This is a genomic window from Guggenheimella bovis, assembly GCF_054492335.1.
Window position 1 is genome coordinate 116,574 of the sequence record NZ_JBQWTF010000001.1, and the last position, 13,921, is coordinate 130,494.

Sequence of the window (13,921 nt, forward strand, 5' to 3'; positions counted from 1 at the left end):
TATGAGAGTATTTGTCATTAGCGATTTACACCTTGGTTTTGGCACCGATAAGCCGATGAACATCTTTGGCGATCACTGGCTCAATCATCACAAAAAAGTGAAGACCGACTGGCTTCAAAAGGTCTCTCAAGAGGATATTGTGATCGTCGGAGGAGATATCAGCTGGGCCATGAGGCTAGAAGAAGCCCTTGTGGACCTCGAATGGATCGATGCCTTACCAGGTAAAAAGATTTTTATAAAGGGAAATCACGACTATTGGTGGCAGTCCCTTCAAAAGCTCGAAACAGAGTATCCCAACATTCACTTCATGCAAAATAATGCCTATATAAAAGACGGGCTTGCGATCACTGGTACGCGAGGCTGGATTCTACCGGGAAGTGAAGAATTCACGATAGACGATGAGCGCATCTTTGAACGAGAAAAACTTCGCCTCGAGCGTTCACTCATCATCGCTCACTCCAATCCTGAGGTCGAACACATTATCACAGCGCTTCACTATCCGCCGCTTCTAAAGGGGATGGAGTCGAGTGATTTCACAGACATTCTGGAGCGATACAATGTAAAGGATGTGACCTATGGCCACCTTCATGGAAAGGAAAATTGGCACTCTGGAGTACGCGGAAAACACCACGATATCAACTACTATTTGACTTCAGCCGATTCAACCGACTTTAAACTAACGGAGATTACGAGATGACCAAAGGCTACATCTTTGATTTTGACGGCACCTTGATCGACTCGATTCCACTTTGGATGGAACTAGATATCAACTACTTAAAAAAGCGAGGCATAGCTTGTCCCATGGATGTTCATTCAGACATTGAAGGTATGAGCTTATGGGACTGTGCAGAGTACTTTAAAAAACGCTTTTTGATCCCCGATACCCACGAAGAGATCATGAACGAATGGCGTGAAATGATGTGGGAAAGCTACTTGAATACACCGCTAAAAAATGATGCAGTGGAATTCATCTTAAAGACCGATAAAGCCGTTTCGATCGCTTCGAGTTCTGAAAAAGCACTGATCGAACGCGTCATTGAAAAGAGTCCGATAAAGAATAAGGTTCAGCACATCGTTACGAGCGATGAAGTAGGTAAGAGTAAGCCAGACCCTGCGGTCTTTCTTGAAACGGCCAGAAAAATGGGCCTGGATCCTCAGAACATTGTCGTCTTTGAAGATACGCTTGCTGGCGTCGAAGGCGCGAAGAATGCTTCGATGCAAGTCGTTGCTGTCTTTGAAAAGAATAACCATAAGTGGGAGCAAACGAAACGAATTGCAGACTCCTGGATCCATTCCTTCGACGATTGGAGGGAAGATTGAATACGTATCTATCCGTCGATGTGGGTGGTTCAAAGATCCTAGGCTGTCTCTTTGACGAGAACAGAAAGGTACTAGAAAAGCATTTAATCGAGACGTGTGCCCATTTGGGGCGTGAAGAAGTGAAAGTAAGACTTATCACACTCATCGAAAAGCTCTTAAAAGAGAACACATTGGGAATCAGCGTCATTCTACCTTGTGTCATCAAAGACGACATCTGCGTCGAGTGTTCGAACGTTCCCATTAATGGCTTTGACGTTAGAAAACATCTCGAGGAACGCTTTAAGCGTCCAGTATTCATCGGTAATGACGTAAACCTCGCTCTTTACGGCGAAGTCAAAGAGAGAGAGGTAAAGCACGCTGTCGGCATCTATGTTGGAACAGGTGTCGGTGGCGGTCTCTTTTTTAACGGCGAGCTCTATACTGGACTTGGAGCAGCCGGTGAAGTCGGTCACATGACAGTAGCCTATGAGGGGCTTCCTTGTGGCTGCAATGGGCAAGGATGCCTCGAAGCGTATGCAAGTAAGCGAGCGATGCTTAAAGAGATCGTACGAGCTAAAGAGAGAAAAGAAGAGAGTCTACTCTTTCAGTTCATCACAAATGACGAAGAGATGTTTAAGTTAGAGGATCTCTATAACGTTTATAAGAAGGGCGATGCACTCGCGAAAGCCCTCATCGATCGTTCCACGCATTATCTCGCACTTACCGTCTCCAATCTCCATACACTTCTTCATCCAGAAGTCTTTATCTTAGGTGGTGGCGTGATCGAAACCTTCGGTGAGATCATGCTTCCTGAGATCACAAAGAAAGCAAAATTACTAACCATGCCGTCCTTAAGAGACGACCTACGAATCGAACGAACGATTCTAGGCGATGACGGTGGTGTCATAGGAGGATATTATCAAGTGAAAGCAGGTCTTAAATGATTCAAAGTATGACAGGTTATGGAAAACACCAACTAGAAAATGAGCACTTCACGCTAAAGCTAGAACTTCGCTCGGTAAACTCTCGTTTTCTCGAGATGAACTTTCGCATGCCGAAGCTCCTCTTTCCCTATGAGGATCTCTTACGAAAGAGCCTCTCTAAGCGCTTAAACCGCGGAAAGGTCGATTGCTTCATCGATTTTAAACTAAAGGGCAATGACGCTGTTTCTGTCACCGTCGATCACGTCCTTTTAAATAAATATCATAAAGCTTATCAAGAAATTCAAGATGCCCTCCAGCGTGACGATGTCATCGGAATTTCTCAGTACTTCAATATCCCAAACCTCATCACGGTAGAAGGCTTAGAGGCCGATGAGGAAGTCGTAAAAGATGCTCTTTTTACGGCATTAAACGGTGCTATCGATGGACTTTTAGTCATGCGTGAAAAGGAAGCCGTTCATCTCGTAAGTGACATTGAAGAACGCTTAAAAGAGATGGAAGTCATTAAAGAGCGCATTCGTTCCATTTACCCTGAAACCATGGAACGAGCCAAAGCACGCTTTGAAGAGCGTATCAACGAGCTTCTAAGTGACCATACATTAGACCCCTTCCGCTTAGAAGAAGAAATTGCCATCATGCTCGATAAGAGAGATGTAGAAGAAGAGATGACACGTATCACTTCTCATATTGAACAGATGCGTCAGACCCTTACGGTCAATGAACCGATCGGAAGAAAGCTCGACTTCATCTGCCAAGAACTCAATCGAGAGATCAATACGACGGGTTCTAAGAGTACAGAATTAGAAATTACGAACGCTGTCGTGGAGCTTAAGACGCTTTTAGAGCAAATTCGCGAACAAGTTCAAAATTTGGAGTAGACATGAAAAAAGGTCATATTTTTGTCGTAAGTGGCCCAAGTGGTGCAGGGAAGGGAAGTATCATTAAAAAAGCCCAGGAAACAGGAAACTTTTGGTTAAGTCTTTCTGCTACCACAAGAGAAAAGCGAGCCACAGAAACAGACGGCGTCGATTACTACTTCCTAAGTAAAGAAAAGTTTCAGCAAATGATCGATGAAGACGGCTTTATCGAGTGGGCCTCTGTACATAAAAACTACTATGGAACACCGAAAGCACCACTAGAAAAAGCTATCCAAGAAGGAAAGGATGTCATCTTTGAGATCGACATTCAAGGTGGTTTACAAGTAAAGAAACTCTATCCTGAAGCCAAGCTCATCTTTGTTATGACCCCTTCCTTTAAAGATTTAAAGGATCGTATCATCGGTCGATCGAGTGAAACGGAAGAAACACTTAAAACGCGTCTAGAGACTGCTATCGGTGAAATTGACTACATGAAGTATTACGACTACCTTCTCATTAATGACGTCCTAGACGATGCAGCCAGAAAGCTCCTAGAAATCATTGAAGTAGAAAACCTTCGACTTCATTCGGAGCAGATCGAATACTTTGAAGAACAAAAGAAAGGCTTTCTCTTTGATTGAAGTTGAGGTTGCCCTATTAGATGCAGTAAAGGGCTACGATAAACGCTATAGTTTTTTTTCTCCTACAAAGCTTCAGCCGGGAACGCGTGTCATGGTTCCCTTTGGGCCCTTTAATAAGCCGAGAGAAGCGGTCGTATTAAATGAAACGAAGGCTTTAAAGAGCACCAAAGAGATCCTCTCTGTGATCAATGAAGAGGGGCTTTTAAAGGAGCAGATGGAACTCTTTTCTCTTACAGAAGAGCTCTATTCGATCACGCCAGGAGAACTTCTAAAGCTCTTTTTACCGAAATCGCTTCGAATCGACGCGAAAGAAGTGATCGAGTTTACAGATCACGAAGTCGATCTATCGACTGCAAAGAAAAAGGCCGAAGCGCTTAAAGAAGGTCTCATAAAGATTCACTATGAAGTAAAGAGACCGAGGAAAAAAGAAGAAGAGTATTTGTCGCTCTTAAGTCTCGATGCACTAAAGGATGCGAGAAAGCACTTACCAAAGCGCTTTCGTAAGGTTCATTCTATTCTCAATGAACTCGAAGAAGAAACGGTCATTAAACGCACTAATAGCATGACCGATGAGCATCTTTCTCTCATCGAAGCCTTTGGTGTCTTTGAACGAATCGATAAGAGAATCTACAGGCATAAACAGTATGAAAAAGATCATAAGGAAAACTCTTTCCACTTTGATCCTCCTAAAAGCCCTCACTTGATCATCGAAAAGAGCCCTTTAAAAAAACGAGAGCTCATGCTTTCACTCATTAAGGAAAAGCGAACGACACTTCTTCTCGTGCCTTCTTTTACCTTAGTCGATGAATTGAGTGAGTACTTGAGTGAGCATGGCTTAGAAGTTCTCGCACTTCACTCGAGACTTACAAATACAGAGCGATTAGATACGTATAGTGCTATTCGAGAAACTCGCTTTGACGTCGTCGTAGGGACGAGAAATGCACTCTTTACACCATCTTATTATGATCAGATCGTAGTAGATGAAGCCGATAGTGAGCATTATTACTCGCTTGATCCGAACTTCGACACACGAACGCTCGTGTTAGAGTATTCGCATAATGTCGGTACGAAGGCCTATTTTTTCAATGAAACCGACACCTTGCTCTTACCGGAAGAGCTTCCGAGGTTTAGAAATAAAGATGTAAGAAGCATTCAAAAGACATTGGTCGATACGAGGCTTTGTTCTCGTGACAGCCTCTTATCCGATGAATTAAAGAATAGCCTTCAAAGAGTCTATAGAAATCATAAGAAGAGCTTTCTGTACTTTAATAAGAATGGCGAAGCGAGAGTCGTCGAATGCAAGGCCTGTCATTATATCGAGCGCTGTCCGAGCTGTGAACGACCGATGATCTATTCAAAGGACAAGAAAAAGCTCGTCTGTAAGCTCTGCCAAGTGAGTAAAGAACTCCATAAGACCTGCCCTGATTGTGGAAAGAATGAATTTCAATTTTCCTATGGTGGCATCGAAAGACTAGAATCTGAAGTTAAAGCACTTCTAAAAGAGGCCCGGGTCATTCGCTTTGATACCTTTTCCTTAGGTAAAAAACAAACGCTTTTTGATACCCTCCAAGCGATTCGTGAAGGAGACTTCGATGTCCTCCTTGCGACGAGCTTTTTAAGTCAAGCACTTCATCTTGAAGACCTTGAACTCGTAAGTCCCATTGAACTCGATTTTCTTTTAAATATGCCAGAGTACTCTTCCCAGGAAAAGACGTATCAGACGCTCATACACTTAGAATCGATGCTTGAAACAGGGGAGATACTCATTCAAACGAAGGAACCTACTAATTACGTCTATCGCTACTATCTCGAAGAAAGCGAAGAAGCTTTCTTTGAAACCGAGCGTTCCATTCGAAAACGATTACACTTTCCCCCAGAAGAAGATTACATTCGTGTCTCTGTAGCGGGTAAGAGTATTCAAAAGACCTATCTTGCCATGAAGGAATTTGAAAGCTACTTAAACGAGCGACACATTCCTAACCGTGGCATCTACCGGCCCATCCACGAACGCGTAGGAAGCTTTGAACGCTTTGATCTTTTAGTTCAAGGGTTAGAGCATAAAGAGTTGTTAGAAGCTTATACGTTTCCAACCGATCTACGCATTCAATACTTTATGAATCCCATTCACTTTTTATACTAGGAGGTTTTATGGCTACCTTTCAAATTCGTAAAGACGATGATCCCATCTTAAGAAAAATGTCAAAAGAGATCGTTAACTTCGATTCGAAGTTAAAAGAGCTCGCTGACGATATGCTAGAGACGATGTACCAAAGCGAAGGCGTAGGTCTCGCTGCCGTTCAAATTGGAAAACTTCGTAAGCTCATTGTGGTCGATGAGTATAAAGGCGATGGTCCAATGGTACTCGTAAACCCATCGATTACAGAAGAATCCGGGGAGCAAGTGTCTCAAGAAGCTTGTCTTTCCGTTACTGATACGTTTGGTAAGGTGATTCGCCCCGATCGCATTACGGTAAATTATCAAGATCTCGATGGAAATCCGAAGACTATAGAAGCTGAGGGAAATTTAGCACGCATTCTCTGTCATGAGATCGATCACTTAAGTGGAATTCTCTTTATCGATAAGGCCGTAAGCATCGATGAAGAAGACGATGACGACGATTACGAGGACGACGAAGAATGAAGCTCGTCTTTATGGGAACGCCAGAATATGCCGTTCCAAGCTTAAAGCTTCTTCATGAAAAGCATGAGATTCTTGCCGTCTATACAAAGGCCGATGCGCCAAAAAATCGTGGAAAAAAGGTACTTCCTACACCTGTAAAAGAGCAAGCACTCGAGTTTTCCATTCCTGTTAGGACGCCAAAGAGTCTAAGAAATCCGGAAGAAATCGAGTACTTAAGATCCCTTAAGCCCGATTTCATCATCGTGATCGCCTATGGACTCCTTTTACCAAAGGACGTCTTAGAGATTGCACCGTGTATCAATGCTCACGGTTCACTTTTACCTAAATACAGAGGAGCGTCTCCCATGCAAGAGAGCATCCTTAAAGGGGACGATGTAACAGGTGTTACGACCATGCTCATGAACGAGGGAATGGATACAGGCGATATCCTTTTAAAAGCGGAGACATCGCTTAAAGATAAGGACATTGAAACACTCCACGATGAGCTCTCACTCATGAGTGCCGAATTACTTCTTGAAACGATTGAACGCTTTCAAACGATAACACCTATCAAACAAGATGATTCTCAAGCAACCACATGTCACCGCATAGAAAAGCACTCCGGAAAGATTGACTGGACGAAATCTGCTAATGAAATCTATCGCATGTCTCTCGCTTACAAAGGCTGGCCCTCGATCGAGACGACTTTGGGTGGAAAGCGACTAAAACTTACGAAAATAACGCCACTCATTGAAGACAGTACCTTTAAACCAGGTGAAGTGTTACAAACAGACTCTTCGGGTATATATGTTCAAACTGGTAAAGGCATTTTACAGATAGAAGAAATGCAACCAGAAGGAAAGAAAAATATGCGCGCGAGAGACTTTTTAAACGGTCATCCGATCGAACTCGCGACACCATTAGGAGAGTGAAAATGTATTGGTTTATTATCATCGTATTTGGTCTGCTATCTTCCTTTGCCGCTAGCAGAGTCAATGGAAAATTTCAAAAGTACTCACAAGTTATGAATGCCAGAATGCAAACGGGTGCAGAAGTAGCAGCGACCATTAACCGTCAGCATAACCTCGGTATCGGCATCGAAATGAGCCCAAACGGAAGACTTTCCGATCACTACGATCCGAGAAATCGAACGATCTATCTCTCACCAGAGGTTTATCAAGATACGTCTGTGGCAGCAGCAGCTGTCGCTGCACACGAAATGGGTCATGCCATTCAACATGCGAAAGGCTACAGCGCACTTCAGATTCGTAATGCCATTTTCCCCGTCGTAAGCATTGCAAGTAACCTCTGGATCTACTTTTTCCTCATCGGTTCCTACATTGCAACGAGAAGTGGAATGAACTTCTTTATTACAGCTGGCATCTTGATGTTTCTCATGGTCGTGATCTTTCAAGTGATCACGCTTCCCGTCGAGTTTGATGCCAGTCGCCGTGCTCTACAGAGCCTTGAAGAAAATGGAATTATAGGTGACCGAGAGAAGGAGGGAGCAAAGTCTGTACTTCGTGCAGCGGCTCTCACATACATCATCTCAGCACTCGCAAGTATTGCCCAGCTCATCTACTATATTTCAGGTTCGAGAAGACGTTCATGAACTTTTATACGTACTTGAATCATGCCCTAGAGCGTGAAAAAGAGGGTGTCGATTCCAAACTGATTTTAAAAGATGGAAGAGCCGACCTAGGCTCTTCCTATCCTCATTTTCATGCGCTCTTTAAAGGGATTCTTGAAACCAAGAGTGATCTCTTACGAATCCTTCAAAAGCACTCGAAAATGAGTCTAAAAAAGTATCGAAAAAATCATCTCAATTACATGCTAATTGGGATTTTTTCAATTCTCGAATCGAACACTCCAGACTATGCAGTCGTCAATGAAATCGTTGAACTCGTAAAGGCGGAGACACCGGGTCTTGCAGCCTTAACAAATGGCATATTAAGAACCATCGCACGCTCTTCAGAGACACTGAGCTTCTCTACTAATCCCGAACTGAGAGAACTCATTCAAAAAGATTACTCCTTAGAATTTTTGGAAGCCTACGAAAGGGAACTCAGAAGACCTGTCTCTTTAGATATCCTTTCACTGATCGACCGAGAAGAACTTAAAGAGAAGCTCGAAAGAGAAGGAAACGAACTCACAGCGTTAACGTCACGAAACGGACTTCGTTTTAACTATAAAGAGACGACCTTTGAAAACGATCCCTACTTTTTAAACGGCTCTTATTACGTTCAGTCGGAAGCGAGTCAACTCGTCGCAGAACTGATCCTAAAAACCAAAGGGAAACGCGTTCTAGACCTCTGTGCAGCGCCTGGAGGAAAGAGCATTACGATGTATTCTCTCGATCCCGAGAGAAGTTACTTATTAAACGATGTCAATGAAAAGAAGGTGCAAAAGATCAAAGAGAACATCGAGCGCTGTAAGCTTCCTTTTGAGACTTCTGTTCAAGACGCTCGTATCTTAAAAGACGAGTGGATCGATTCCTTCGATGTCGTCTTTATTGACTCTCCATGCTCAGCAAGCGGCATTATGAAAAGGCAGATGGACGTCGCAAAGTCACGAAGCAAAGAAGATGTCGATCGCATCGTAACACTTCAAGAAAGCATTTTAGAAAATGCCAAACACTACGTGAAAAAAGAAGGCTTTTTGATTTATTCAACATGTAGTATACTAGAGAGAGAAAATGAAGGGCAAGTGCGCCATTTCCTAGAAAACAATCGTGATTTTGAACTCATTTCGTTAGAAGGAGAACATACGGTCCATGGTTTTCTAAAGACCTCTCCTGCAATTTCTGGAATGGATGGCTTCTTTGGTGCCCTTTTACAGAGGAAGTCGTTATGAAATCGTTCGGACTTACAAACATAGGAAATTACCGACTTAAAAACGATGATTCTTTCTTTGTTTCTGACGGTCTCATTGGTATCTATATTGTCGCCGATGGGATGGGCGGATATAAGGGCGGAGAGATAGCAAGTAAGCTTGCAGTCAGTACCTCTGTCCAGATCCTAAACGAAAAGAATCATCTCGATCAAGAGGTCGGTAACGAAATCATACGAGAGATTCAAGCAAAATTCCAACGTGAAATCAATAAAAACAGATCTTTGAAGGACATGGGTACGACATTGATCTGTTGTTATGCTGTAAAAAACCATTTGAGCTTTATGCACGTGGGAGACTCGAGGGCCTATCACATTACAAACGATGAGATCAGGCAACTCACAGAAGACCATACGCTTGTAAACGTTCTTTATAAGAGCGGTATGATAAAGAAAGAAGAGCTAAAAAATCATCCCCAGAAGAACGTACTCATGAAGACGATCAATGCCTTCGATGTGTACGATGCCGATTACTTTGAACTCGAGCTTTTAAAGGATGAATTCATTTTACTCTGTTCGGACGGACTCACCGACATGATTCAAACGGACGATATGAAGGGTTTTTTCGACGCCTCTTATCAAGCAGAGGAGATTGCGAAAAACCTCGTAGAACGCGCAATACAAAACGGCGGTAAGGATAACATCGCTGTCGTTGTAATAAAGGGTTAGACATGGTAGGAACAATATTACATGATCGATATGAAATCATAAATGAAATCGGCACCGGCGGAATGGCGACGGTGTACTTAGCGTACTGTCGAGTGCTGAAGCGAAAGGTCGCTATTAAGGTATTAAATACCTTTGAAGAGAATGGTCGAGAAAATCTTTTAATCTATGAAGCAAAGGCCATTGCTCGAGTCAATCATCCGAATATCGTCCAAGTGTACGATATTTTTGAGGACGATGAAAAGACGTATATCGTCATGGAATACGTCTCTGGTATTACTCTTAAGGAGCTTTTAAGACAGCAGGCACCACTACCTGAAGAAGATCTCATTGAGTATTCTCAAAAGCTCGCTCAAGCACTCGCTCATGCTCACCAAAATGGTGTCATTCATAGGGATATTAAGCCTGAAAATATCATTATCGACAGAAATCATGAGCCCAAAATTACCGATTTTGGTATTGCTCACGTTTCTAACGAAAATACAATAATCCGAAGTGATCAAGTCTTTGGTTCACTTCGCTATGCATCACCAGAACAGCTCAAGGGAAATGTCATCGATGAACGAAGTGACATCTATTCCTTGGGCGTTGTCATGTACGAAATGGCCACCGCTTCCATGCCTTTCCCTGATGAATCGCCTGTGACAGCAGCTTTTCGAAAGCTCAAAGAGCCACTTCCGAACGTTCTTACATTAAATCCACACCTCTCTGAAAGAGTGAGTCGTGTCATTTTACGTGCAACCGCCATCGATCCTCAAGAGCGTTACCGCTCCATGGGAGAAATCTATAACGATCTAAAGGATCAAAAAGAGCCAGTGACCAAGGCACGCTATACGTCGACCAAGACGCCACCAACTCCGACCTATCGTGAAGAGCGAATGCCTCGACAAAAGAAGACGTCACTTCGTCCTCTCTTTATGGGCATGCTCGTCGCCTTTATCTTAAGTGCTATCATTCTCCTTGCAGCTCTTGGTATGAAAGAGCCTACTAAACCAGATCTCAATGCGCCTAACGTTCAAAACATGTCGGTGAAGGATGCAAAGGTTCTTCTCAATAAAGAAGGCTTTTTAGCTGCAGTCATCTCGACTGAAAGCTCAAAAGACGTTCCACGCGGATCGATTATTCGCTATGAGGTCGTTCCCTATAAAGAAGGTGAGAAGCCTCGCGTCAATCTCATTGTTTCGAGTGGAAAGAATCAAGCGGAAATTCCAAGCTTTATTAACCTCACGAAAAACGAAGCCATAGAACTTGCTAGTAAAAAGGGACTACGTATCGAGTGGCAAGAAGCCTTCGATGATCACGTAGAACTCGATCACGTCATTCGTCAATCGATCGATATCGGTGAACTCGTAGAGCCAGAAACGTCGATCGAATTGACGGTTTCTAAGGGAAAAGAAATTCTCATGGTAAAGGTTCCTTATCTCATTAACGAAACCTTTATCATTGCAAAGACAAAGCTCGAAAGCGTGAAGCTTGAAACGGGTAGTGTCGAGTACGAATACAGTAATGACATTGCAGAAGGCAATGTCATGAAGCAGTCAGTCGAAGCCGATACGGAACTGGAAGAAGGATCTAAGATCGACCTTGTGATCAGTAAAGGAAAAGAAAAGAAGGATACGCCGACTGAACCAAAGCCACCTGTAGTGCAGACGAACGAGCCAGGAGAGATCGAAATGAGACTCATGGCTGTAACGCTCGATACGACGTATGTTCAAAAGGATTCCTTCCTAGTTACGGCAGAGTATATTACAGACGGAAAGACCGTTCAGGTTTACTCGAAGAACCACAAGAAGAGTGAACAGACGATTCAGTTTAATATTGAAGGTCCAAGAGGTGCTGCCTGGAAGGTTCGCATCGATGGAAAGACCGTTCAACAAGGTGTTTTCAATTGATCGATGGCATCATCATTTCAAGTGTTGCAGGGACGTACCAAGTTCATACGGAGGAAGGGCGATATCTTGCCAAAGCGAGAGGTATTTTTCGCCTGCAGGAAATTAAGCCGGCCGTAGGGGATAGAGTACGCATCTCTGTACATGAAAAGGAAGCAACCATAGAAGAAATTAAGGCTCGAACGAATGAACTCGTTCGGCCTTTTGTTGCAAATATCGACTATTGTCTTCTGACCTTTGCACTGAAGGACCCTGAGCCAGATCTCGTACTCTTAGATACACTCATTATAAATGTCCTATCAAAAGGGATTGAACCTATTCTTCTCTTTAATAAGACCGATTTAGGTGTATCGAATGAAGAAGAGGAACTAAAAAAGATCTATGAAAAGAGTGGTTTTCCCGTCCACTTCTTCAGTGTCTATTCAAAAGAGGGCGTAGAAAAGATGTTCGAAACGCTTCCCAAGGGCATTTTTGTTCTAGCAGGTCAAAGTGGAGTAGGAAAGAGTTCGCTTTTAAACGAACTTCTGGGAGAAGAACTCGAAACAGGTTCCATCAGTAAAAAGCTCCTACGTGGTCGTCATACGACAAGGACGACATCACTCCTTGAAGGTCCCGATGGACGCTACTTCGTAGATACGCCTGGTTTTCAGAGTTTAGAACTAGAAGACACGATAGAACCCATCGATGTCCTCTTAGGTTATCCTGAATTTCAGCCCTACGAAGGGCACTGTAAGTTTGCAAACTGCACGCACGAGAATGAACCTGGATGTGCCGTAAAAGAACACTTAAATGAGTTCCATCCGATTCGTTATAAGAATTATGTGACACTACAACAGAAACTCAAAAAAAGGAGAAAGTATTAATGCTAATTGCACCGAGTGTGCTTTCAGCCGACTTTTCAAGGCTGAGAGAAGAAATAGAAGCGATCGAAGATCACGCCGAATGGCTACACTACGATGTCATGGATGGTCAGTTTGTTCCTAACATCAGCTTTGGTCCCAAAATCTTAAAAGACATCAAAGGACACACGGAACTCTTTATCGATACGCACCTCATGGTAAACGAACCGAGTCACCTCTTTGAAGCCTTTGTGAAGTCAGGAAGTGACCTCATTACGATTCACGTAGAAGCCGTAAAAAATGTCAGGAAAGCGCTCGATCAAATTCATGGACTAGGAGTTCTTGCAGGAATTAGCTTAAATCCTGAAACCGATTTAAGTGCCATCCTTCCATACCTCGATCAAGTGGAACTCGTACTCATTATGAGCGTTCATCCAGGCTTTGGAGGACAGTCCTTCATTTCTTCAAGCATTGAAAAACTAGAAGAACTCGTTAAGATTCGTGCTGAAAGAGGGCTTTCTTTTAAGATCGAAATGGATGGTGGCATCGGAACCGATAATGCACTAGACCTACACAAAAAGGGAGTCGACGTGATCGTAGCAGGTAGTGCGATCTTTAAGTCGGATGACTATGAAAAAACCATAAAGAAGATGAGAGGGATCGAATGAAAGTTCTCCTCGTAGGAGGAAGTGAGGTCTCGGAGGACCTCCTAAAAAAAGTATCCTTAGAACACGATTACATCATCGCTTTAGACCGAGGATATGAGCATCTTAGAAGATGGAATCTGCCGTGTAATGAAGTGATCGGAGATTACGATTCCATCGATGAGGTGCCTTCTTTCGCAAAAGCTCCTTTTAAAAAAGAAAAGGACTTTACAGACCTCGAAGCAGGAATAGAAGAAGCCATCGGTCATGGTGCTACATCGATTACTGTTGTAGCGTGCACGGGAGGAAGACTCGATCACTTTTTAAATGGCGTGATGCTTCTTTTTCGCTACGACCTTCCGATCGAGATCATCGATGAATCGAACGTCATCTATGCGAAAAAGAATTCCTTTACCTTAGTTCCTCGAGGCTTTCAGTTTTTCTCTCTTATTCCCCTTCGAGAAACGACGATTACGATTGAGGGAGCGAAGTACAACCTGAAAGACCGCTTTGTAGAGCCCTTTAGCTCACTTCTTGTAAGTAATGAAACGGAAAAGGAAGCTCAGATTCGCTTTAAAGACACGCCCATGATCGTCGTGTTATCAAAAGATAGGAAATAAAAAAACCCCTTCTTGGGG

General features: G+C 43.2%; 15 protein-coding genes. All 15 read left to right on the forward strand.

Going from position 1 to position 13,921, the window contains the following annotated elements; genetic code table 11:
• The first annotated feature begins 1 nt into the window (after window position 1).
• Genes ACUB3H_RS00660 through ACUB3H_RS00730 form a run of 15 tightly spaced genes read left to right on the forward strand, consistent with a single transcriptional unit; the run spans window position 2 to window position 13,903 of the window.
• Window positions 2-697, forward strand: coding sequence for a metallophosphoesterase (locus ACUB3H_RS00660; protein ID WP_459128716.1), 696 nt, complete (start codon window positions 2-4; stop codon window positions 695-697).
• Complete coding sequence (locus ACUB3H_RS00665; protein ID WP_459128717.1) at window positions 694-1,320, forward strand: HAD family hydrolase; 627 nt, start codon at window positions 694-696, stop codon at window positions 1,318-1,320. The genes ACUB3H_RS00660 and ACUB3H_RS00665 overlap by 4 nt, the downstream gene beginning before the upstream one ends.
• Window positions 1,317-2,243 (forward strand): ROK family protein, encoded by a 927-nt coding sequence (locus ACUB3H_RS00670; RefSeq protein WP_459128718.1) that lies wholly within the window; start codon window positions 1,317-1,319, stop codon window positions 2,241-2,243. Before ACUB3H_RS00665 ends, ACUB3H_RS00670 begins: the two co-directional genes overlap by 4 nt.
• Window positions 2,240-3,118, forward strand: a complete 879-nt coding sequence (locus ACUB3H_RS00675; RefSeq protein WP_459128719.1) for a YicC/YloC family endoribonuclease — start codon at window positions 2,240-2,242, stop codon at window positions 3,116-3,118. Before ACUB3H_RS00670 ends, ACUB3H_RS00675 begins: the two co-directional genes overlap by 4 nt.
• Before the next feature lie 2 nt (window positions 3,119-3,120).
• A complete protein-coding gene (gmk, locus tag ACUB3H_RS00680) occupies window positions 3,121-3,738 on the forward strand; it encodes a guanylate kinase (RefSeq protein ID WP_459128720.1) in 618 nt (205 codons plus the stop codon).
• Window positions 3,704-5,878, forward strand: a complete 2,175-nt coding sequence (locus tag ACUB3H_RS00685) for a primosomal protein N' family DNA-binding protein (protein ID WP_459128721.1) — start codon at window positions 3,704-3,706, stop codon at window positions 5,876-5,878. The genes gmk and ACUB3H_RS00685 overlap by 35 nt, the downstream gene beginning before the upstream one ends.
• A gap of 8 nt (window positions 5,879-5,886) precedes the next feature.
• Window positions 5,887-6,378 (forward strand): peptide deformylase, encoded by a 492-nt coding sequence (gene def, locus ACUB3H_RS00690; protein WP_459128722.1) that lies wholly within the window; start codon window positions 5,887-5,889, stop codon window positions 6,376-6,378.
• Complete coding sequence (gene fmt, locus ACUB3H_RS00695; protein ID WP_459128723.1) at window positions 6,375-7,289, forward strand: methionyl-tRNA formyltransferase; 915 nt, start codon at window positions 6,375-6,377, stop codon at window positions 7,287-7,289. The genes def and fmt overlap by 4 nt, the downstream gene beginning before the upstream one ends.
• Window positions 7,290-7,291: 2 nt before the next feature.
• Window positions 7,292-7,969: a zinc metallopeptidase gene (locus ACUB3H_RS00700; RefSeq protein WP_459128724.1), complete on the forward strand. Its 678-nt coding sequence runs from the start codon at window positions 7,292-7,294 to the stop codon at window positions 7,967-7,969.
• Complete coding sequence (locus tag ACUB3H_RS00705; RefSeq protein ID WP_459128725.1) at window positions 7,966-9,210, forward strand: RsmB/NOP family class I SAM-dependent RNA methyltransferase; 1,245 nt, start codon at window positions 7,966-7,968, stop codon at window positions 9,208-9,210. The genes ACUB3H_RS00700 and ACUB3H_RS00705 overlap by 4 nt, the downstream gene beginning before the upstream one ends.
• The gene (locus ACUB3H_RS00710) at window positions 9,207-9,914 is read left to right on the forward strand and encodes a Stp1/IreP family PP2C-type Ser/Thr phosphatase (protein WP_459128726.1); all 708 of its coding nucleotides are present in this window, start codon (window positions 9,207-9,209) and stop codon (window positions 9,912-9,914) included. Before ACUB3H_RS00705 ends, ACUB3H_RS00710 begins: the two co-directional genes overlap by 4 nt.
• A 2-nt stretch (window positions 9,915-9,916) precedes the next feature.
• Window positions 9,917-11,803, forward strand: coding sequence for a protein kinase domain-containing protein (locus tag ACUB3H_RS00715; RefSeq protein ID WP_459128727.1), 1,887 nt, complete (start codon window positions 9,917-9,919; stop codon window positions 11,801-11,803).
• Window positions 11,800-12,663, forward strand: a complete 864-nt coding sequence (gene rsgA, locus ACUB3H_RS00720) for a ribosome small subunit-dependent GTPase A (protein WP_459128728.1) — start codon at window positions 11,800-11,802, stop codon at window positions 12,661-12,663. Before ACUB3H_RS00715 ends, rsgA begins: the two co-directional genes overlap by 4 nt.
• Window positions 12,663-13,307, forward strand: a complete 645-nt coding sequence (gene rpe, locus ACUB3H_RS00725) for a ribulose-phosphate 3-epimerase (RefSeq protein WP_459128729.1) — start codon at window positions 12,663-12,665, stop codon at window positions 13,305-13,307. Before rsgA ends, rpe begins: the two co-directional genes overlap by 1 nt.
• Window positions 13,304-13,903 carry a thiamine diphosphokinase gene (locus tag ACUB3H_RS00730; RefSeq protein WP_459128730.1) on the forward strand — a complete coding sequence of 200 codons (600 nt, stop codon included), beginning with the start codon at window positions 13,304-13,306 and terminating at the stop codon, window positions 13,901-13,903. Before rpe ends, ACUB3H_RS00730 begins: the two co-directional genes overlap by 4 nt.
• Window positions 13,904-13,921 lie beyond the last annotated feature (18 nt).